We start from the raw sequence: 19478 nt of genomic DNA, 5'->3' as shown, positions 1-19478 counted from the left end.
AACCGCAATATCTGGTGCCTTCAAGCCGCCAAGTTCTCAGCTCACCGATATCACCGAACACCGCACCGGTGTGGGCAAGCTCTACGTCTGCACGATCGAAGATGCCTTCTCCAACCGGATCGGCGGCTACTCGATCGACTCGAGGATGAAATCCCGCCTGGCCGTGGCAGCGCTTCGCGACGTAGTGGCCAGGCGCGGCGCCGAGGGAGAAGATGTCGCCAGCCGCATCGTCCACAGCGACCGCGGCAGTCAATTCCGCAGCCGGAACTGGGCTACCCGCGAGGAGTTCCAGATCGCAATCGCGACGTGGGTCGAGAGGGCCTATCACCGCCGTCGCCGGCAGGCCGCTCTCAGGCGGTTGACCTCCATCGAGCTCGAGACCATCATGCTGTGCCAGCCACTCGGGCTGCCGGACCAACCTGTCACCTATTCGTGCAGCAGTCCCGAGCGGGTCATGGACCGAGGGGTCGGTGAAGAGCAGCCCACCGGGCCCCCAGTCGCTCTCCAGGTCAATGCGCGAGCGCGTGGTTAACGAACGCGTATCGGCATGCTCACCTGGTCTCCAAGTCAATTCTGGCGGCGGATAGCAGAGCGGAACCGGTGCCAAAGAAACTGGCTCCGCTCTGCTTCCGCGGCTCAGGGGCTGAACGGCATCTTCGTCAGAAGCGTCAGTTCCTCCGCCACGACGCACTCGGCCAGCTGAGGTGCCAGCTTCACGAAATCCGGGTGCTCCGATGCGCGCTCGCGCGCCTCGGTCACCGCATTGGCGTCCTCTACCTCCCAGAAATCCAGGACCTCGGTGAGGGGTCCGATGACGTTCCGGTATGAGGCAATCAGACGCCAACCCTGCTCTTCGAAAATCGGGACGACGAAGTTTTCCATGATCTCCGCAAACCGAGGTACGCTCCCGTACTTGACCTGCACTCGGGCGAGTAAAAACGTTCCGCTCACGGCATCTCCTTCATCGTCGCGCGCCGGGATCGGCATGATCTGAGGTGTTTCGAATCGGAGGACTCCGACTCTGCAGACCGGCCGGTAACTACTGCACACCCTCCCACAGCAGCGTCGAGCAGTCCGTGGACGTGTCCGAGGGCAAGAGGCCGGCGTCGACCGCACCCTCGAGGGCGTTTGCCACTGCGTCGCACGCTAGGTCGGAACTTTGTAGAGCGAGCGGTCCGTCCTCCGCGGCCGAGGCCTCGAGAACGTCACCCTGGAGGTTGAATCTTTCCCTCAAGACATCGCGCAGCACCTCCGGGTTGTCGAACATTTCATCGATAGTATCGCCCATTACGCTGCAGAACCGTTCAGCGAGCTCCGAGTTGTTATCGAGCCACTCCTTCTTGGCCATCCAGGCGCCCTGGGTGGAGTTGGTTATTTCCTCATCCGGAGCGTCCTCGGCCCAGCTGAACACCTCCTTCGTGCGGTCCTGCGCTTGCTGGCTGAAGAAGGGGACACTGAACAGCAGGTCTATCTGACCCGACAGCAGCGCGTTGGTGGCCTGCTCACCCATCCCCACTGCAATGAGCTCGACGTCCTCGACTTCGGCCTCCTTGAGGAGCGAGCGAACATACCCCTCGATAGCGCCGCCCTCGGCAATGATTCCCATGGTGCGTCCGCTCCAGGATTGGAGCGCTTCTCGCCAGTTTTCCGGGGTGGCCTCCGGGATATCGGAGTCGGGGCGAGCAAGGATCACCGCGTTCAGAGAGGAGGCCGTTCCGCAGAAGAGGCGCATGTCGTTACCCGCGTTGTTGGCGGATGCCGCGACAACGGGCGACTGGACGGCGACGTCCACTGAGTTGTTTGACATGGCAGCGAGGATCGGGCCGGCGCCGCGTTCGATACTCACCTGTTCGAGTCCGATCCCGGCATCCTCGAACATTCCCAGCTCTTCTGCGAGATGCATGATTGTATACGACTGCGCCGACGCGGTTGCGACGGTGATCGTCTCGGTCTCGCCACCGTTACCGCCCGTGTCGGACGAGTCGTTGCCGCAGCCGGCTAGGACCAGCGCGAGGGCGGCTCCGACCGCCCCGGTCTTCTTGATTGACATGATTTCTCCGTTAGATTGGTGGTTCTGTGGAGCAAACCGCCTGAGCGGCGGTAGCGTCGCGTGGTCCCGAGTTACAGCGCGAGTTCGCCGCCGTCGATCGGCATCGTGTGCCCGGTGATGAAACTCGATTCTTCGGAGAGCAGGAAACACACGGGCTCGGCAATTTCCCGCGGCTGTCCTAATCGCTTCAAAATCGAGAACCTTGAGAGCACCTCCCGCCCTCGCGCCGGGTCGCCGTCTCCGCGCTCCAGGATGATCGGCGCCATCATCGCGGTCTCGATTCGCCCGGGCGCCACACAATTGACTCTGATTCCGTCCTGTCCCAGATCGAGGGCGCTCTGCCGGGTGAAGCCGGTGATTGCCGCCTTGGCGGCCCCGTAGGGGGCGTTCAGCGGCTGAGCGACGAAGGCGGCGACCGATGCGACGTTGACGATTGACGCGTTGTCGCTGCGGCGCAGGTGCTGGGCGGCGTACTTGGTCACCAGGAAGGTACCGCCAACGTGGACGTTCATCATCATCTGCCAGTCGGCCCAGTCCCAGTCCTCGACACGGCCGAACTTGGCGTGGCCGCCAGCATTGACCACACCGTCCAGTCCTCCGAGGTGCTCGGCGGCCGAGGCGACTGCCTCACGCACGGCGTCGTCGTCGGAGACATCGGCACCGATGCCGATCGCACCATCCAGGGTCCCGGCGGCCTCGCCAGCGCGATCCGCGTCGAGATCGACGACGGCCACCCGTCCACCTTCCTCCGTGAAACGCTCCGAAACCGCCGCTCCGAGTCCTGAGGCACCCCCCGTCACCAACAGCGTCCGGCCGGCAAATCGCTTGCTCGTCGTCTGCATCAAGCTCTCCTAGTTGTCTTACTGGGTTGTCTGGCACGGCACGGGTCGATTCGCTGTGGGCCTGTGGGGATTAGGTTGAGACAGCGCTCGCGTGGGCAGCCAATTCGGGAGACTCATTCCGGTGACACGGCCTCCGGCGCCGGGCACGACGCTGGGCCGAGATTCCCACTGAGGGCCGGATGGCCCCGCCTTCAAGCGAGTCAATCATTCGGTGGAAATGCTGCACGCCCCTCGTTTCGCTTTCGGGATTCTCGCAATCTCCGGGTCGGCGGTCCCTCCCGGTCGTCATGGGGTGCCTCGATCGAGGTGTCCGTCATCCGACGCCTCGGCGATCGACCCCGGGCAGTGTGCGGCACATCGCCCTGTGTCGTGAATCACGCTGTAGGCTAACTGTATAAGTTACTTGAGTCAAGAAGTATGTACATATGCACTTGAGTAATGGGCAACGGGAGCCCGATGGCCGGTGCGCGGCACGGACTGCATACGATGCCGCCTTCGCGGCGACCCACGGCGAACTGACGCTCGACTCCGGGTACTCGTGCAGCGGCACGCGCCGCGTCTTCGAAGTCAGGCTGGCGACTCCGGTGACATCGCCTCATCCCCACCAGTGCCGGCAGGGGCGACGGCGGTGTGCTCGCGGCGCGACCGAGACGGCGAGCACTTAGTGGCTGGAGTGGGCAGTGCTGTGCCCTGGCCTGCCACCTGTGACAATCGAGGGCTGGCCGCCGAGGGGGGCCTACTGCTCGGCGACACCGTCCGTTGGGTGGGCTGGAGGCGGGCCGCTAACCCCATCGAGAATCCGGTTATCCTCCTCGGTTTGCCCTTACTGTCGCCAGACCAGCTCGTCGCACGCTGTGGGGGCAGCGGCCGGGACGACCCCACTCTCGATGTCCCGCCGAACTAGTCCCTCGATCACATCGCAGTCGATCTCGGTGTTGTGATTGGCCAGCGGGCCATCCGGGGCGACGGCCAAATCCAGCGCGTCACCGGTGACCCCGTACTCGGTCGACACGATGTCGGAGAGTTCCTCGGGGTGGTCGGACAGCTCGCCCTCCACCTCGGTGAGCACATCGCAGAATGTTCGGGCGGCCTCTGCGTTGGCGTCCAGCCACTCCTTCTTGGCTATGAAGTTGACGCTCGCTGTCCCCAGCGGGTCGGGAGGATCCTCCTGCCAGCTCAGAATCTCGACGAAGTCGCGAGCTTCCAGGTTCTGCGTGAGGAAGGGGTAGCTGAAGAGCAGGTCAACGATGCCGGTCTCCAAAGCGACGATGGCCTGCTCGCCGGCACCGACCGCGCTGTATTCGACACTGTTCAGCGGGAGCCCGGCCGCATGGAAGAGGGCTTCGAACTCCGCCTGAACGGTGCCGCCCAAGGCGGTGACGCCGATCGTCTTCCCCTTCCACGCTTGCACGGCTTCCTGCCAGTTGTCGGGCTCAGCGACGGGCAGGTCGCTTCCCGGCGCGGCAAAGACAGCTCCCTGCGTGAGGTCGAGGTCTCCACAAAAGGCGCGCAGGTCCGCACCTTCGCTGTTGGCAGTCGCCAGGACAGTGAGTGTGTTGGTGTGCACAGTTGCCGATCCGTTCTCGAGCGCGCTAATAGCCGGGCCAGCGCCGACAATCGGGAGGAACTCCACCTCAAGCCCCCGATTCCGGAACATGCCGAGCTCGCTGGCAAGTCGGACCGGGATATAACCTGGTGCCGGCTGGGCGGCGATTGTGATCGTCCCGAGTTCCCCGTTGCCCGACTCGCCCGTGTCGGACGAGTCGTTGCTGCAGCCGGCGAGGACCAGCGTGAGGGCGGCTCCAACCGCCGCGACCTTCTTGATTACCACGATTTCTCCGTTCGATTTGCTCGTGAGGGGGCGTGAATCGCCGGCGTTAGCGGAAGTTCGAGCTCACTCGAGCGCGAGTCCGTCGAAAATGCCCATTCAATCCGCTTACCGCGGGTGTTGGACACTTCGCGAGTGGAGTGCCACTAGACATCGTCGAGGGCAGCGGGGTGTCAAAACATGCCGTCCTCTGCGGACGGGCGCTAGCTCCGGTCATTCAGAACCGTCGCGCCGAGACCCGCCGCGCCGGACCCGTGGAGGCTACCGCCAGAAGTCTGACCGGCCGCCGAGTTGTACAGAGTGCTCCAAATCACATCGGGTGGCGAAGCACTGAGGACGTTAGCGACGAGGCTTACTTAAGTCAAGCTCTATCTATATTTGAGGCTAAGTAACCGAACCGTTTTTTCGAAACTAGGAACGATCCGCCTCCGGCGCCCTGTCGTCTGCATGGGAGCGCCCTTCGCAGCAGCATGCTTCTACGGAGTCGGCGGCGGACGGAGGCAGGGCATATCGAAGTGACTGTTCTCCGATCGTCCCGAGGATGACCTCTGGGGCACGGTGGAGCTCGGTTTCGGGCAAGCCGTCCGGTCGCCGCGCCTCGGCGAGCGGAGGACGCCGTCTCGGCTGACGAAAAACCGGCGCGCGCCTCGGTGGACTATCTCATAAAGTTCGGGACGAAACGAGACAATTTCGCCGCCGCTCCCGGTCAGCAATGCTAGAAGCTCATCCGGGAGGGAGCCGAGAGGTGGCAAGGTCGATCTCCGTAGTGCTCATCCCGAGTTCACGGAGGATGCCGTCGGTATCGGCGCAAAGTCCGGTAACAGCAGCCGAGACGGGCTCTCGGTGGTCGTCAATATCGAAAGGTGTGACAGGCAGGAAGTTCCCGCCTCCCCGCTCGCCCGGTACGCGCGCGAGCATTCCAGCCGCGTGCACGTACGGATCGGCGAGGATCTCGTCGAATGACCGGACGGCGCCACAGACGACGCCTGCGGCGACGAGCAACTCCACGGCCTCCGCTCGTCAGAGAGAGGCCAGGGCGTCACCCAGACGGTTGAGCAACTCCCCGTGATTAGCCACTCTCGTCGGGTTGTCGGCGAACCGGGGATCCACCGCGATGTCAGATAGGCCGAGCGCGGCGCACATTGCCTGCCATTTGGTGTCCGTGTAAGCGGACAACACGATGTGACCGTCCGACACCTCGACCAGATCAGCCGCAGGGGCGAGCAGGGCTTGGCCGTTTATGCATCGTCGCGGAGGCTGACCAGTGAGCATGAACTCTGACCAGGTCGCGGCTTGGAGTTGCAGCGCCGCTTCGGCTAACGATGTCCGCACCCACGCACCCTCGCCGGTTCACCCCCGGCGGACGAGCGAGGCGAAAATGCCCTCTGTGAGCGCGGAGGCTGCGGCGACGTCCACCGCCGCGAACCCCACCCGCTGCGGGGTGCCCCCTCCTCGCCCGTCGCGTGCATGATTCCGAACTCGGCCTGTGCGGCGATGTCCAGGGCCAGGCGCGAGTACGTGTTGTCGATACGGCCGAATCCGCCGACCTGGCCACAGACGACATGTGGGTGCCGGGACTGGATCCGGTCGCCGTCAATGCCGAGTCGCTTATCGCTGCCACTCTTCATGTTGTGGATGAGTACGTCGCAACTATGGAGGAGTCGATCGAGGGCCTCCCGCCCGACCGGATGACGAAGATCGAGGACCAGTCCGCGTTTCCCGCGGTTGTAGGCTCGGACCATAGCCTCGCCGAATCGACCCCCAGCCCGCGCCTGCTCACCCCCGGGCGGCTCGATCTTGATGACCTCCGCACCGAGGTCTGCCAACCGCTGCCCAGCTGCGGGCGCAGCGATGTACTGCCCGAGGTCGAGTACCCGCACTCCAGCGAGGATGTCTTGCATCGGAGGCTCAGCCCGCCCGGTCGGCACTGGCACGAGCTGCTACAGCCTGGCCGTCCGGGTCGCGATGCTGGAGAAGATCGACCACCAGGTAGCGGCCCGCGCGCCGTAGTTCGTGAAATCCCCGACGGGGGCGCGCCCGCCCTTCTAGGCCGAGTTCGATGGCACAGATGAACACCTCGCGAATGGCATGGGCGCGAACCCAGACGGAGAGTTCACCGCAATCGACTCCGCTACTGCCGATGAAATCGAATACCCGTGAGAGGAACTCCGACCGGAACTCGGCGCACTGGGCGACGAGAGCCTCGTCAGGCAGGACTGGGGCTACCAGGAAGTAGAAGCGGGCAGCGTCTGGATTGTCCACCACCCAGTCGGCGAGGGCGTCGACAAGGCGCTCGATCCAGAAGGGGGCGGACACGGCCGTGAAGTCGCCCACCTCGAACAGGTGCATGACCTCGGGGTGAATTTCAGCGAGAATGGTGGACATGAGCTCGGAGCGAGAGCTGAAGTGGTAGTAAACCGCTGCGGCGGTCACTCCGGCACGGTGGGCGATCGCTTCGATGGTCGCCGGCTCGCCAGTCCGCTTCTCGTCGCTCAGCTCGCCCAGGGCTGCGCTGATGATCTCCCGGCGGCGTGATGGCCGGTGGGCGGGGCGGCTGGTCGCCACATCGATGACCTTTCGTCGACGATTCAATTGCGGGACTGCGACAGCAAGGATAGTCTACAGCCCATAAAGAAACTAGCGGTGTCGTCGCACCAAGGAGACCGGAGGTCATTGTGATATCTGATCGCACTGAATCGTCGCAGGACTGGAGGTCCGACGGAACGGGCGTGGTTCTGCAGGGTTCGCAATGCGCTGCGTGCTATACCGTGGGCTTCCCCGCGGCCGAGAGTTGCACCGGATGCGGGGGCGAGACCACCACCGCGGTGGATCTTCCAACCGAGGGCGAGCTCTGGACCTGGACGACGCAGTCGGTGCGACCCCCGTCTCCCCCGTACGCCGGCGCGGAATCCGCGGAGGACTTCTCCCCGTATCTGGTCGGCTACGTCGCCTTCGAGTCGGGCGTGTGTGTCGAAGGCCGATTGGCCGAGGTGGAGCCGGGCGGCGTCCGCATCGGCGACAGGATGCACATCGTCCCCGTCGAATATTCCACGGATTCCCAGGGCGCACCGTTGTCGACGTTCGCCTTCGCGCCGACGTCCGCGGAGGTGACCCGATGACCGGCGTTTCGATCGCGGGAATCGGAATTACCGAGTTCGGCCGCAATCCCCGCTCCGTGCCGAAAATGGCCGTCCACGCTGTCCGTGGTGCCCTCGCCGATGCGGGCGCAGAGTGGTCGGACGTGCACTTCGCAGCCGGGGGGAGTCATTCCGGTGGTCATGCCGACAACCTTCTCGGGCCACTCGGGCTCACCGGGATCCCTTTTATGAACGTCTTCAACGGGTGTGCCACCGGCGCGAGTGCGCTACTCGCGGCGTCCAATGCCATCCGAGCGGGCGAGGCCCGACTCGCTCTCGCCGTCGGCTTCGACCGCCATGCTCGGGGATCATTCGCTCCCCGACCGAGGGACCGCGGTCTGCCGGAGTGGTACGGCGATGCCGGGCTGATGGTCACCACCCAGTTCTTCGGTATGAAGATCCAGCGTTACCTCGAGCAGCATGACGTGGACCGTTCGGTGTTGGCGCGGGTGTCGGCGAAGGCCTTCCGCAACGCGGAGCACAACCCAAACGCATGGCGGCGGACTCCGGTGAGGGAGAGCGAGATCGCCGGGTCGATGATGGTCGCGGATCCGCTCACCAAGTACATGTTCTGCTCCCCGGGGGACGGTGCGGTCGCGGTGCTGCTGTGCCGGGCCGACGACGCCCACCGTCACTCGTCGACGCCGGTGCACATACGGTCCCTCACCCACCGGACTCGGCGCCCGGGATCGTTCGAGGTGTTCTCGCCCGCGTTCTCGCCCGTTGAGGGCGTGAGCGTCTCGGCCGACGCCGCGTCGGCGGCATTCGAGGCCGCCGGCATCGGACCCGGCGATATCGATCTGGCGCAGCTCCAGGACACCGACAGCGGCGCGGAGGTCATCCACATGGCCGAGGTGGGACTCTGCGAGCACGGTGAGCAAGAACGGCTGATCTTCGACGGGGCGACGGAATTGACCGGCCAGATTCCCGTGAACACCGACGGCGGCTGTCTTGCCAACGGCGAGCCCATCGGCGCCAGCGCTCTCCGCCAGATCCACGAGTCGGTACTCCAGCTCCGCGGCACCGCCGGGGTGCGTCAGGTCCGTAACGGGCCTCAGACCGCCCTGAACCATGTCTATGGAGCACCCGGGCTGAGTGCCTGCACCATCCTGTCCAGGTAGCGCGGCCCAGCCGGGGCTCCACGAAGATCAGACACGTGTCGAAGCCGAGAGTATCTGGGTCTGTGCGTCCGTGAGCGCCTCGACGATCTCGCTAGTGCTCCACTTGCGGGTCTCCTCGTCGGTGAGGCGTGCCGTGCTCACCTTGAGCATCAGGGTGATGACGGTGCGGGTGGCGAGACGCTCCAGTACCGTTGGGCGGCTATTGGGTCGCGAGCCGCGGATGCGGGAACCCACCTGGGCAACGTGGCGTTCGAAGAACGCTCGACGCGCCAAGTCGGCCTCGGCTGCGGGTGGGACCATCCAGAGATAGAGGAGCCGGGCCTCCTCGTCGTGCGACTCCATCCATTCCCACACTTGTCGGGTTGCGGTGTGGACGTCGTGGAGTTCGCCGTCGGCATCCCGTGTCAGCGCGGTGATCTCCTGCCCGATGCGCTCGAGGACAGCGCCGAGCAGTTGATCCTTGGAGTCGAAGTGGTAGTACATGGCCGCCGGGGCCATACCGGCTTCCGCCGCGATCTCGGCGACGGACGCCTCGGGCCCGAGCCTCGAAAATACCCGCAACGCGGCCTCGATGACCTCCCCTCTTCGGGAGGGGCGGTGGGCCGGACGGCGCGAGGACGTGGCCGCAGTGGCGCCGGTCTCGGATGCGACTCCCGCCGACTCCTTCTCGCGTGCTCGTCGTCCCATCGGGCTCGCCCTTTCGTTGTGAATGATCGCTCGGTTCCGGCCACCGTCATGCCATCGTACGTCTATAACTAGACAAGCACTCAACAAACTGTGACAGACGGCACGTCTGTGCCGTCTCGACAGGAAGGTAATCCTGTGGACCTCACTCCATCCCCGCTGGCCACTCGGCTTCTGTTCATCTTACGAGAGTTCATGGCTGAACACGTTCTGCCTGCCGAATCAGTGTACGAACACTGGCGCGCCGAAGGCGGCGTCGGCGAGGCCCCGGTGCTTCCCGAACTCAAAAAGATCGCCCGCGATCTGGGGTTGTGGAACCTCGGGCTGGTCGACAAGGCGGAACTGTCAAATCTCGACTATTGCTACCTGGCCGAGATCACCGGACGAAGCCCTGACCTGGCGCCCGCCGCGATCAACGGGTCCGCCCCCGACTCGGTCAACATGGTGATGCTCGACGCCGTCGCTACCCCGGAGCAGAGGAGACGGTGGCTCGAACCGCTGAAGAACGACGAGATCAGATCAGCGTTCGCCATGACGGAACCGGCCGTGGCGAGCAGTGACGCAACCACTATCGAGACATCCATCCGGCGCGATGGTGACGAGTACGTGGTCAACGGCCGAAAGTGGTACATCACCGGCGCGATCAATCCCCGATTGGGGTGGATCTTCGTCGTCGGGTGTACGGACCCCGACGCCCCCTCTCACCGTCGACACAGTGTGGTGGCGGTGCCCGCGAAAGCCCCGGGCGTCGAGATCGTCCGCTCGCTGCCCGTGCTCGGTTTCGACGGAGATCAGGGCGAGGTCCTGTTCACCGACGTCCGGGTACCCGTCACCAACCTCCTGGGGGAGGAGGGAGGGGGTTCCGCGTAGGGCAGGTCCGACTGGCCGCCGCCCGCCTCCAGCACTGCATGCGCATGATCGGAATGAGTGAACGAGCACTCGAGATGACCACTGAGCGCGCCCGGAGCCGGGTCGCCTTCGGCAGGCCGTTGGCGGATCAGGGCATGTTCCGCTCCGACCTGGCGGAGTCCCGCATGCAACTCGACCAGGCCCGATTGCTCGTTTTACGGACCGCCCACTTGGTCGACACCATCGGCTCGCGGCAAGCGCGGTCGGAAATATCGCAAGTCAAGGTTATCGCCATGAGGACCGCTCTAGATGTCATCAGCCGGGCGATGAACGTCCACGGAGCCCTGGGGCTGTCTGACGACACACCACTCGCGCGTTGGTGGGGCGACGGCGCGGGGGCTGCACATCGCCGACGGGCTGGAAGAGGTCCACAAGGAGGTCGTCGCACGACACGAGCTTCGGCGCGGCGAGGAACTCGGGCCCGTCGGCGGCCGCGGATGACGCACGACCGGAAGCGCCGCCGCTCGATTGGGAGACCCACCGCGAGGTGGTGGACCTCATCCACTCCTACTGCGTGCACGTCGACCGCTACTAGGGTGCATCTCCCGATATGGGTCGCCAGGCCAGATGTCATCGGCCCTGCCCGGTCATCTACCTATAACGCCATCCGCATCAAGGTACGCCAGGACCACCGGGTCGTGCAGCTCGGCGTGCATCGCCGAGCTGCACGGAGTTGGCGTCGAGATCGCTGGCCAGTTCCTCGTCACCGCCGGCGACAACGCCGAACGGATCCGCAACGAGGCCGCGTTCGCGAAGCTCAGGGGGCGTCGCACCGGAGTCGGCCAGCAGCGGCCGGCACCGGCTCGGCCGCGGCGGTGGCCGCGCCACCAACAGCGCGCTCTACATCGTCGCCATCGTCCGCATGAGGCACCATCAACCCACCCGCGACTACGTCGCCCAGCGCACCGCCGAAGCGTTCAGCAGACGCGAGATCATTCGCTGCCTAAGCGCTACATCGGTCGAGATATCTACAAGGACCTGCCCACTCCTGCCGCCGACGTCCAAAACGAGAAGTAGTCCACCGCGGCCACACACCACTTAAGGGCGCCTCACCCGCCGGCCGCGTACCTAAACCTCACGTACTTAGCCGACCGAGGTCGCTTCGCCGTTCGTTCGGCAGTGAGTGGACTATGGACCGCGCCTCGGCAGTCCCCTTTGGACGGGTAGTAGGCGGAGGCTGACTGACGGACTCCCCTGGTTCGCCGCGGCGAGTCGCCGCGTAACGAACGTCTGGCAGGAACCAGGGCGACAGCCCCATGGACAGTCCCAGGCAGCTCTACGACTGGGCAGGAGCCCCGATCACTTTGCCGGACCGAACGCTCACTGCTGGGGTCAACAGACGCGGCTCATATGAGGTGATTAGGAGAACAGCGCGCCTCGGAACCGACTCTACGGATGTCACGGAACAGGACTTCGGGCCGTCGAATGGACGCCGTCCGGCCGACGAACGTACCGCCGCCAAATCACGTTCCGCTTGCGCAGTTATGATCCACCTCACTATAGTTGCTGTCCAGTAAGTCCCACCTCGGCGGACTTAGATCATGGTGTGGAGGTTGATCGTGAAGCGGTCAGTATTCGGGAGTCTGGTTGTCGCGCTGTCCGTCTTCGCCACAGCTGGCTGCGGCGGATCGGAAGGCGGTGCGGACGGTGGCCCCGGAGGCGGGGCGCAAATCGTCCTCGGCCTCCAGCCGACGGCCGATCACCTTCCCGCACATGTCGCCCTCGAGCGGGGAATGTTCGAGGAGGCGGGGCTGGACGTGACGACTGTGCCGATGACAGGCGCGGGCACGGTCGTGACCGCACTCTCGAACAACTCGATCGATGTCGTCGATCAGTCGCCCATCGTCGCTGCCAAGTACAACCAGGATGGTGGCGAAGCCAGGTTGTTCTGTGGCACCACGGACCGGCAATGGGGGTCGATCGTGCGCGCGGCCGGCGGTGCACCCGCAATCGCGGACGGCGAGGACTGGAAGGAGGCCGTGCGATCGTGGAAGGGTATGTCCTTCGGCGTACCGGTACTGCAGGGAGCCGTCCACTTCTGGACCCTCGACATCATCGAGGAGGCTGGCTTGAGCTCCGACGATCTAGACTTTATCGCCACCGGCGTCGGCGAGGCGGCTCTGAGTTCGCTTGAGACCGGACAAGTCGATCTACTGTGGACATGGCCGTTCCTCACGCAGATGCTCGGTGATCGCGGAGAGGTCGTGTTCGACGTGGCCGAACAGGCACCGGACCAGATCAGCGACCAGATGCAGGCTGGCTGGATCGCGAACGCCCGGTGGCTCGACGAGAATCCAGATGCCGCACAGGCGTTCTGCGAGACCATGGAATCGGCGATCGACTTCGTCCAGAATCCCGCAAACGCCTCGGAGGTCGAGCCCATTCTCCAGGACGCGTTCGGAGTTGACGGCCAGACCGCGGCGCTCGCGCTGGCGGAAGACGGACCGATGATCCGACTCACCACCACCCTGAGCTGCAATAGCTTGATGCTTGCGCTCGAGGGTGCGGTTCGCCACGGTCAGGTCGCCGAGACCCCCGAACAGAACTGCGACACCCTCCTCTCCCCGGTCGCGGCAGCTGAAGAGAACTGATATGACACCGGTCGGTCTGTCCGTCCCCCAACTGGGGCCACACGTCGATCGAGCCGTCCTCAAGGACTTCTGCCAGTCCGCCGAGGCGCTGGGGTACGGCGGACTGTGGGTACAGGAACACCTATTCTTCCCCTACGAGGTCGCGTCCGCCTATGCGGGCCACAAAGGACGTCCGGTCCCCGAACAATACCGCTCAGTCCTCGGGGCGACTCAGACGATGGCAGCTATGGCCGCATGGACCGAACGGCCCGTAATCGGGTCGAGCATCCTCGTTGCCGGTTATCACCGGCCTGTTGAACTCGCACAGAGCCTGGCCACGGTTGACCTACTGTCGGATGGCCGGTTGGTTGCCGGTTTCAGCGTCGGGTGGTCTGACGAGGAGCACGCCCAGATGGATGTCGACCCCCGGACACGTGGCCGGCGTTGTGACGAGTTGATAGACGCGCTCGAGGCCTGTTGGGGCCCCGACCCAGTCGAGTTTCATGGCCAATTCTTCTCGATCCCACGGTCGGACGTCGATCCCAAGCCCGTACGTTCACCGCGTCCACCACTGTTATCGGGGATGCTTTCTCCGCGGGGGATCGAACGTACGATCGCGAAATTCGACATCTGGAACCCGGTCGGCGATCCGGCGCAGAACCGTGAGCTGGTTGACGAGATGAACACCCGTCGACCCCGGGGGCGCGATCCACTGCAGGTGTACCAGCGCCTCTTCCTCGAGCGTCCCGGGGGAGAGGACGAGCCCAACGGAGTGGACGGCGTGCTTCGGATGGTGGACCGATCCCGCGAACATCGGATGGACGCCGTAATCATCGACGCGAGTTTCTGGCGGGGAATCGACTCCCCGGCTGCCTGGGCGCGCCTGCCCGAACTTCTCAAGGATTGTGTGGAGGCCGAATGAGCACCGAGTCGATCGAGACGGCCATGGTGGTTGGGGACGCCCGTGCGTGCGCGGCGTTCTACCGTGACGTACTCGGCTTCGAGGTCACCCGAGAGGTCGACCTGCCGACCGCCATGACCGACGGCCTTGGCCTCGGCGACGGAGGGCGCCTAATCTGGGTCACCGCACCGGACGGCAGCGTCGTCAAGTTCTTCGATGGCGGTGGCCGTCGTTACCGTCCCCCAACCCAGGATGAGAGCGGATACGCGCACCACTTCATCACTCTCTACGTTCGGAGTCTCCGCGCAACGCTTGAACGCGCGCAAACGGCAGGCGCTGCGACGCAGACGGAGCCGGTAGCGGTACCGAACGGCAACACGATCTGCTTCCTCCGCGACCCGGCCGGCCACACCCTCGAGTTGATCGAGCGTCCGGCGAATCCGAGGGCCGCGGCGGAGGGTCGGCGATGACGGGTTCCCGCCGCGTCCTCGTGCTGACCGGCGGACACAAGATCGACGATGCGTCGTTCACCCGGATTATCGACCGACTGGCAGCCGAGCGGGGCTGGGTTGTCAGGAGGGCGGCGCGGGATCTCGGTGCGGAGTTGGCGGATCGGACTACACAGGACTTCGACGCGGTCCTCATGTACGACCTTCCGGGCCTTGCGCTGTCCCTTGGCTCGGCGCCGACCCCGGCCGGACCCGGCCCGGAGACGGTCGACGCCATCGCGGACCTGTTGGAGGCCGGTACCGGTCTCGTCGTGTTGCATCACGCCCTTGCGGGATGGCCGGCCTGGCCGGGCTGGGCCGACGCGATTGGTGGTCGATTCCACTACCGTCCGGCCCGCCTCCGCGGCCGCGCCCACGAGGATTCCGGGTACTACCACGGCCGGTTTCGAGCGCGTGTCGTCGACGAGTCTCACCCCGTGACCGCGGGTGTCGAGTCCCTCGAACTCGAGGACGAGTTGTACGCGGCCGTCGTGTTCGAGGACGACGTCCACCCGCTCGTGCGACTGGAGAGTGTGCCACCGACTTCCGATTACCGGTCGGCGTTCGACGCGGTCTTGCGGCGGCCACAGCGTGACGGGTGGTGCTGCCCCGTGCCAAGTGATCTGCTTGGGTGGAGCACCACCGCGGGCAGTAGTCCGGTGGTGACACTGCTGCCCGGTGACGGCGGAGGCACGTTGCTGAACGACGACTACGCACGCCTGGTGGGTAACTCGGTCGACTGGGTGCTGTCGTCGGATGCCCGCCAGGCGGCGGCGGCCGCGCCGCGACCGATCGACAGGAACATCGACGACTCCCTCATCCGCGTGAACGGCCGCTGATGGCTGGGCCGGCAGGTCGCTTGGACGCGGTGTTCGTGTGCGGTGGTCGGTGGCACGACTTCGACTACGCCCGCCTCGGTGTGCTGACGATGCTCGGGGAGCACGAGCACGTGCGGACGCGAGTGTTCGAGGATTATGCGACGAACGGCGCACTGCCGGGCGCCGACGTACTTGTGACCTACACGTGCGACGTGCGTCCGGACCCGACGCAGCAGGCGGAACTAGCGGATTTCTTGGCTCGCGGGGGACGGTGGCTCGCTCTGCATGCGACCAACGCCGCGATCGATCCACCTTCGGAACCCGGGGGGCGCTTCTCCGCATCGCCGGAGCTTGGGATAGCTCACCTGCTCGGCAGTAAGTTCCGGGGCCACCCTCCAATCGTTCCGTATCGAGTCGAGGTGTCCGATCCTGGTCACCCGCTGATCGAAGGAATCGGTCCGTTCACGGTCTCGGACGAGTTATACGTCAGTGAGGTGGCGGGAGACCTGGACGTGATCCTGCACGCCGATTATGTCGGGGATTGCCCCGGTTTCGTAGACGCTCGTGCGGTTATTGCGCGGCAGCCTGTGCTCTATACGAGATCGTTCGGGGAGGGCACGGTGTGTTACTTCACCCTCGGGCATTGTCGTGGCCGCTTCGATATCCAGGATCTCGGGGTCGAAGATCTTGAACGGGTCGATCGAGGCAGTTGGTCCTCGATGGAGTTTCGTACTGTGTTGAGCCGGTGTGTGGCCTGGGTTGCGGGTGGGTCTGGTGTTTAGGTGGTGATGTGGTCGGCTATGCGGTTGCGGTGGGTGGCGGGTTGTCCGAGGTAGGTTTCGTTGGTTTTGGCGCGGCGTGTGTAGCGGTGTAGTTCGTGTTCCCAGGTGAAGCCGATGCCGCCGTGGATTTGGATGGCGGTGAGGGTGGTGGTGACGGCGCTTTCGGAGCAGATGGCTTGGGCGGCGGCGGCGATGGTGGTGCGTTCGGGGTGTGTGGTTTGGATGGCCCAGATGCCGTGTTGGGTGATGGAGCGCATGCGTTCGACGTCGACGAGGATGTCGGCGCAGTGGTGTTTGACGGCTTGGAAGGAGCCGATGGGGCGGCCGAATTGGTGGCGTTCGCGGGCGTAGGTGACTGAGAGGTCGAGGGCGTGTTCGGCGATTCCGCATTGTTCGGCGGCGAGTGCTACCAGGGCGTGGTCGTGCAGTGTGTCGACGAGGTCGGGGGTGTGGGTGTCGAGACGGTCGGCGGTGGTGGCGTCGAAGTGGACGGTGGCCTGGCCGCGGGACGGGTCCATGGTGGGCATCGGGGTGATGGTGACGGTGGGGTCGTCGGTGCGGGCGAGGAACAGGCCGCGTCCGTGGGTGGTGGCGGCGGTGACCACGATGACGTCGGCGAGTTCGGCGTCCTGGACGAAGAGTCTGTGGCCGGTTAGGCGCCAGGTGTCGTCGTTGAGGAGTTCTGCGCGGGTGGCCGGGGTGGTGGCGAACCACTGGTCGTCGTCTTCTGCCAGGGCCAGTGCGCCGATCGTGCCGGTGGCGAAGGCGGGGAGCCACCGGTTGCGGGCGGTCTGGCAGGAGCTCAGTTGGACCGCGAGTGTGGCCAGGCCAGAGGACAGCACCGGTGCCGGCGACAGTGCGCGGCCGCACTCGGTCAGGATGGCGCAGAACTCCGCGAAGCCCAGTCCGAGGCCGTCGTGGTCCTCGGGCACCAGTAACGCGCCCACGCCGAGCTCCTCGGCGAGGGTGGCCCAGTCCGCGCGTGCCTGCTCGGGCAGGGACAGCTCGCCGGTGCCCCCGATAGGCCTCGTGGCCAGGACGGTGCGGACGAGATCTCGGATCTCCTTCTGGTCTTCGGTGAGCTCGGCGAGCATGGCGATCCTCCATCGCGGTGGGACTTACTGAGTTACCGTAGCAAGTGTCAAGAAACCGAGGAAGAGTAGGGCCATTTCTTCTCGCGTTTCGCCCGGATGCGCAGCGTGCGCACAGGGCCGCGGCGGCGGCCGGAGAGTAGCGAGGTGTTCTGTGAGCGAGCCTGATCACGGTGATCCGGCCGGGCGGGGGGTCGGTGGCGCCTACCCGGACGGCGTGGTGGTCCAGGTCGCGTACCTGGTCGAGGATCTGCGGCAGGCCGCGCTGGAGTTCAGTCGGCTCACCGGGGCGGGGCCGTTCTTCGTGGTCGACCATGTGGCGACGGAGTGGATGTTCCACCCGTACCGGGGCGCCGACGGGGCCGTGGAGGCCGTGGTGGATCAGTCGGTCGCTATGGGGCAGTGGGGCCCGGTCCAGGTCGAGCTGATCGAGTACCACCGACTCGAGCCGGAAACGGTGCGGGCGGCGTTCACCGCGCCGGGTATGGGTCCGCACCATGTGGCCTGGATCGTGTCCGATCTGGATGCCGAGATCGAGCGGCTCGCGGCGGCCGGGGCCACACCGATCGTCGAGGGCGCGACCCGCCAGGTGCGTTTTGCTTTCTTCGCCCAGCCCGGCGGCGGGGTGCTCGAGTGTTATCAGCGCGACCGGCCGATTCTCGACATGTACGCGATGGTGCGTGACGCCGCTGCGGGGTGGGACGGTTCGGACCCCGTCCGTTCTCTACGCTGACTAGTTTCTATAGCATGTGTCTTTTTTGACAGAGCAACTTGTAAGTCGCTACTGTGACCGAGACAACAGGACCCTGTCTGACTGGAAGAGGTAGGGAGCATGGAGACTCGTCCGTCCGCGTATATAGCGGGTCGTTGGCGTTCGGGGGTCGACAGTGTCGATGTCCACGACTCGGTCGACGGATCTGTGATCGCGTCGGTGGGGATGTCCGGGGCGGATGACGTCGATGACGCCGTGCGTGCCGCCCGGGCGGCGTTCGCCGGGTGGTCGGCCACGAGTGTCGAGGAGCGTCTGGCGATGCTGTCGGCTCTGGCCGACGGTCTGTCCGAACGGGCCGGTGACATCGCGGTCTCGAGTGCGCGCGAGGTCGGCTCGATCCTCGCGTTCGGTGAGCGCGTCCAGGCCGGGCTCCCGGTCGCGGTCCTGCGCACCACCATCGAGGCGATGCGTTCGGTCGGCGAGGAGCGGATCGGGAACTCGCGCGTTCGCGGGCTTCCGATCGGTGTCGTAGCGGCGATCACCCCGTGGAACTATCCGCTGTACCAGGTCGTGGCCAAGCTGGCCCCGGCCCTGGCCGCTGGCTGTACTGCGGTGATCAAGCCGCCGCAGCAGGCCCCGTTGACGGCGTACATCCTCGTCGAGGAGCTCGAGCGGGCGGGCGTTCCCGCCGGTGTGGTCAACGTGGTCCAGGGGCGTGGCTCGGTGGTCGGCGAGGCGTTGTCGTCGCATCCGGACGTCGACTTCGTGAGTTTCACCGGTTCCACCGGCGCCGGCGCCACGATCGCCCAGAACGCCGCCCGGAACGTGACGAAGGTGGCCCTGGAGCTCGGCGGCAAATCCGCGACGATCGTGACCGAGGATGCCGATCTGGACCTGGTGATCCCCGCCGCGGTCAACGGGTACCTGGTCAACAACGGTCAGACCTGCGCCGCGATGACCCGGCTCGTGGTGCCCCGTCGTCTCCTCGGTGAGATCGAGGACCGGTTGGTCGCCGCCACGGCCGAGCGGGTGGTCGGCGATCCGAGACAATCCGACACGTCCGTCGGGCCGATGGTCTCGGCGGCGCAGTGCCGATCGGTGCTGGACTACATCCGGGACGGGATGAACAGCTCACGCCTTCTGCTGGGCGGGACCGATCGTCCCGCGGAGTTGACGGGTGGCCACTTCGTGATGCCGACGATCTTCTCCGAGGTCGATCCGGACGCCAGGATCGCTCAGGAGGAGATCTTCGGTCCGGTCCTGGTGATCCACGCGGTCGAGGGCGAGGACGAGGCGGTCGCCGTGGCGAACAACTCGCAGTACGGGCTGTCGGGGTCGGTGTGGACCTCCGATCCCGAGCACGGGGCCCGTCTGGCGCGTCGGATGCGCACGGGTCAGGTCGCAGTCAACGGTGGTGCCTTCAACCCCGCCGCGCCCTTCGGCGGGTTCAAGCAGTCCGGATACGGACGAGAACTCGGACGCTACGGAATCAACGAGTACCTGGAGCCGCAGTCCGTCCAGATGCCCTGACAGGCCAGGACACGG

General features: G+C 65.4%; 17 protein-coding genes and 3 pseudogenes. 11 read left to right on the top strand and 9 right to left on the bottom strand.

Annotated features, from left to right (window positions below; genetic code table 11):
* Positions 1 to 25: 25 nt before the first annotated feature.
* Positions 26 to 385: pseudogene (locus tag A6035_RS18840) on the top strand (DDE-type integrase/transposase/recombinase); the annotation flags it as partial.
* Between the two features lie 251 nt (positions 386 to 636).
* Here A6035_RS18840 and A6035_RS14155 read toward each other — a convergent pair.
* The 7 genes and pseudogenes from A6035_RS14155 to A6035_RS14120 form a co-directional block, all read right to left on the bottom strand.
* Positions 637 to 951: an NIPSNAP family protein gene (locus A6035_RS14155; protein ID WP_159149294.1), complete on the bottom strand. Its 315-nt coding sequence runs from the start codon at positions 949 to 951 to the stop codon at positions 637 to 639.
* Between the two features lie 88 nt (positions 952 to 1039).
* A complete protein-coding gene (locus A6035_RS14150; RefSeq protein WP_108848397.1) occupies positions 1040 to 2050 on the bottom strand; it encodes an ABC transporter substrate-binding protein in 1011 nt (336 codons plus the stop codon).
* A gap of 71 nt (positions 2051 to 2121) precedes the next feature.
* Positions 2122 to 2892: an SDR family NAD(P)-dependent oxidoreductase gene (locus A6035_RS14145; RefSeq protein WP_108848395.1), complete on the bottom strand. Its 771-nt coding sequence runs from the start codon at positions 2890 to 2892 to the stop codon at positions 2122 to 2124.
* A gap of 823 nt (positions 2893 to 3715) precedes the next feature.
* Complete coding sequence (locus A6035_RS14140; protein WP_159149293.1) at positions 3716 to 4723, bottom strand: ABC transporter substrate-binding protein; 1008 nt, start codon at positions 4721 to 4723, stop codon at positions 3716 to 3718.
* 720 nt (positions 4724 to 5443) lie between these two features.
* A pseudogene (locus A6035_RS19350) lies at positions 5444 to 6052 on the bottom strand (CoA transferase).
* On the bottom strand, positions 6037 to 6621 hold the full coding sequence (locus tag A6035_RS19445) for a CoA transferase (protein WP_162534008.1): 585 nt from the start codon (positions 6619 to 6621) through the stop codon (positions 6037 to 6039). Before A6035_RS19445 ends, A6035_RS19350 begins: the two are co-directional and overlap by 16 nt.
* A gap of 7 nt (positions 6622 to 6628) precedes the next feature.
* The gene (locus tag A6035_RS14120; protein WP_159149291.1) at positions 6629 to 7285 is read right to left on the bottom strand and encodes a TetR/AcrR family transcriptional regulator; all 657 of its coding nucleotides are present in this window, start codon (positions 7283 to 7285) and stop codon (positions 6629 to 6631) included.
* A 260-nt stretch (positions 7286 to 7545) separates the two neighbouring features.
* Here A6035_RS14120 and A6035_RS14115 point away from each other — a divergent pair, with 260 nt between their 5' ends.
* Positions 7546 to 7839 carry a Zn-ribbon domain-containing OB-fold protein gene (locus A6035_RS14115; RefSeq protein ID WP_159149290.1) on the top strand — a complete coding sequence of 98 codons (294 nt, stop codon included), beginning with the start codon at positions 7546 to 7548 and terminating at the stop codon, positions 7837 to 7839.
* Entirely contained in the window at positions 7836 to 8978 is a 1143-nt protein-coding gene (locus tag A6035_RS14110; RefSeq protein WP_108848382.1) for a thiolase family protein, read from the top strand. The genes A6035_RS14115 and A6035_RS14110 overlap by 4 nt, the downstream gene beginning before the upstream one ends.
* Before the next feature lie 27 nt (positions 8979 to 9005).
* On the opposite strand, the gene A6035_RS14105 is transcribed toward A6035_RS14110, so the two are convergent.
* Positions 9006 to 9665, bottom strand: coding sequence for a TetR/AcrR family transcriptional regulator (locus tag A6035_RS14105; protein WP_108848380.1), 660 nt, complete (start codon positions 9663 to 9665; stop codon positions 9006 to 9008).
* 135 nt (positions 9666 to 9800) lie between these two features.
* On the opposite strand from A6035_RS14105, the pseudogene A6035_RS14100 reads away from it, so the two are divergent.
* The 6 genes and pseudogenes from A6035_RS14100 (at position 9801) to A6035_RS14070 (ending at position 16130) form a co-directional block, all read left to right on the top strand.
* Positions 9801 to 11012, top strand: a pseudogene (locus A6035_RS14100) (acyl-CoA dehydrogenase family protein).
* A gap of 1118 nt (positions 11013 to 12130) precedes the next feature.
* Complete coding sequence (locus tag A6035_RS14090; RefSeq protein WP_208635546.1) at positions 12131 to 13162, top strand: ABC transporter substrate-binding protein; 1032 nt, start codon at positions 12131 to 12133, stop codon at positions 13160 to 13162.
* 1 nt (position 13163) lies between these two features.
* Positions 13164 to 14063 (top strand): TIGR03619 family F420-dependent LLM class oxidoreductase, encoded by a 900-nt coding sequence (locus A6035_RS14085; RefSeq protein ID WP_108848376.1) that lies wholly within the window; start codon positions 13164 to 13166, stop codon positions 14061 to 14063.
* The gene (locus A6035_RS14080) at positions 14060 to 14512 is read left to right on the top strand and encodes a VOC family protein (protein ID WP_108848374.1); all 453 of its coding nucleotides are present in this window, start codon (positions 14060 to 14062) and stop codon (positions 14510 to 14512) included. Before A6035_RS14085 ends, A6035_RS14080 begins: the two co-directional genes overlap by 4 nt.
* A complete protein-coding gene (locus tag A6035_RS14075) occupies positions 14509 to 15369 on the top strand; it encodes a ThuA domain-containing protein (protein ID WP_108848372.1) in 861 nt (286 codons plus the stop codon). Before A6035_RS14080 ends, A6035_RS14075 begins: the two co-directional genes overlap by 4 nt.
* Positions 15370 to 15398: 29 nt before the next feature.
* Positions 15399 to 16130: a ThuA domain-containing protein gene (locus A6035_RS14070; RefSeq protein ID WP_235026569.1), complete on the top strand. Its 732-nt coding sequence runs from the start codon at positions 15399 to 15401 to the stop codon at positions 16128 to 16130.
* On the opposite strand, the gene A6035_RS14065 is transcribed toward A6035_RS14070, so the two are convergent.
* Positions 16127 to 17224 carry an acyl-CoA dehydrogenase family protein gene (locus A6035_RS14065; RefSeq protein WP_108848368.1) on the bottom strand — a complete coding sequence of 366 codons (1098 nt, stop codon included), beginning with the start codon at positions 17222 to 17224 and terminating at the stop codon, positions 16127 to 16129. The two genes, A6035_RS14070 and A6035_RS14065, sit on opposite strands and share 4 nt — an antisense overlap.
* Positions 17225 to 17375: 151 nt before the next feature.
* On the opposite strand from A6035_RS14065, the gene A6035_RS14060 reads away from it, so the two are divergent.
* The gene (locus A6035_RS14060) at positions 17376 to 17954 is read left to right on the top strand and encodes a VOC family protein (protein ID WP_159149227.1); all 579 of its coding nucleotides are present in this window, start codon (positions 17376 to 17378) and stop codon (positions 17952 to 17954) included.
* A 99-nt stretch (positions 17955 to 18053) separates the two neighbouring features.
* Positions 18054 to 19463, top strand: a complete 1410-nt coding sequence (locus tag A6035_RS14055) for an aldehyde dehydrogenase family protein (protein ID WP_108848365.1) — start codon at positions 18054 to 18056, stop codon at positions 19461 to 19463.
* The last annotated feature ends 15 nt before the right edge of the window (positions 19464 to 19478 follow it).

This window comes from Dietzia lutea, from assembly GCF_003096075.1.
In the GTDB taxonomy this organism is placed as follows: Bacteria; Actinomycetota; Actinomycetes; order Mycobacteriales; family Mycobacteriaceae; genus Dietzia; species Dietzia lutea.
The sequence above is the reverse complement of the archived record's forward strand: the minus strand, read 5'-3'. Positions and strand labels throughout refer to the sequence as shown.

What these genes read in the sequence shown, in the direction of transcription:
- A6035_RS14150 (WP_108848397.1), bottom strand. Translation starts at nt 2,050, where the DNA reads ATGTCAATCAAGAAGACCGGGGCGGTCGGAGCCGCCCTCGCGCTGGTC.
- A6035_RS14065 (WP_108848368.1), bottom strand. Translation starts at nt 17,224, where the DNA reads ATGCTCGCCGAGCTCACCGAAGACCAGAAGGAGATCCGAGATCTCGTC.
- A6035_RS14145 (WP_108848395.1), bottom strand. Translation starts at nt 2,892, where the DNA reads ATGCAGACGACGAGCAAGCGATTTGCCGGCCGGACGCTGTTGGTGACG.
- A6035_RS14085 (WP_108848376.1), top strand. Translation starts at nt 13,164, where the DNA reads ATGACACCGGTCGGTCTGTCCGTCCCCCAACTGGGGCCACACGTCGAT.
- A6035_RS14105 (WP_108848380.1), bottom strand. Translation starts at nt 9,665, where the DNA reads ATGGGACGACGAGCACGCGAGAAGGAGTCGGCGGGAGTCGCATCCGAG.
- A6035_RS14075 (WP_108848372.1), top strand. Translation starts at nt 14,509, where the DNA reads ATGACGGGTTCCCGCCGCGTCCTCGTGCTGACCGGCGGACACAAGATC.
- A6035_RS14110 (WP_108848382.1), top strand. Translation starts at nt 7,836, where the DNA reads ATGACCGGCGTTTCGATCGCGGGAATCGGAATTACCGAGTTCGGCCGC.
- A6035_RS19445 (WP_162534008.1), bottom strand. Translation starts at nt 6,621, where the DNA reads ATGCAAGACATCCTCGCTGGAGTGCGGGTACTCGACCTCGGGCAGTAC.
- A6035_RS14055 (WP_108848365.1), top strand. Translation starts at nt 18,054, where the DNA reads ATGGAGACTCGTCCGTCCGCGTATATAGCGGGTCGTTGGCGTTCGGGG.
- A6035_RS14080 (WP_108848374.1), top strand. Translation starts at nt 14,060, where the DNA reads ATGAGCACCGAGTCGATCGAGACGGCCATGGTGGTTGGGGACGCCCGT.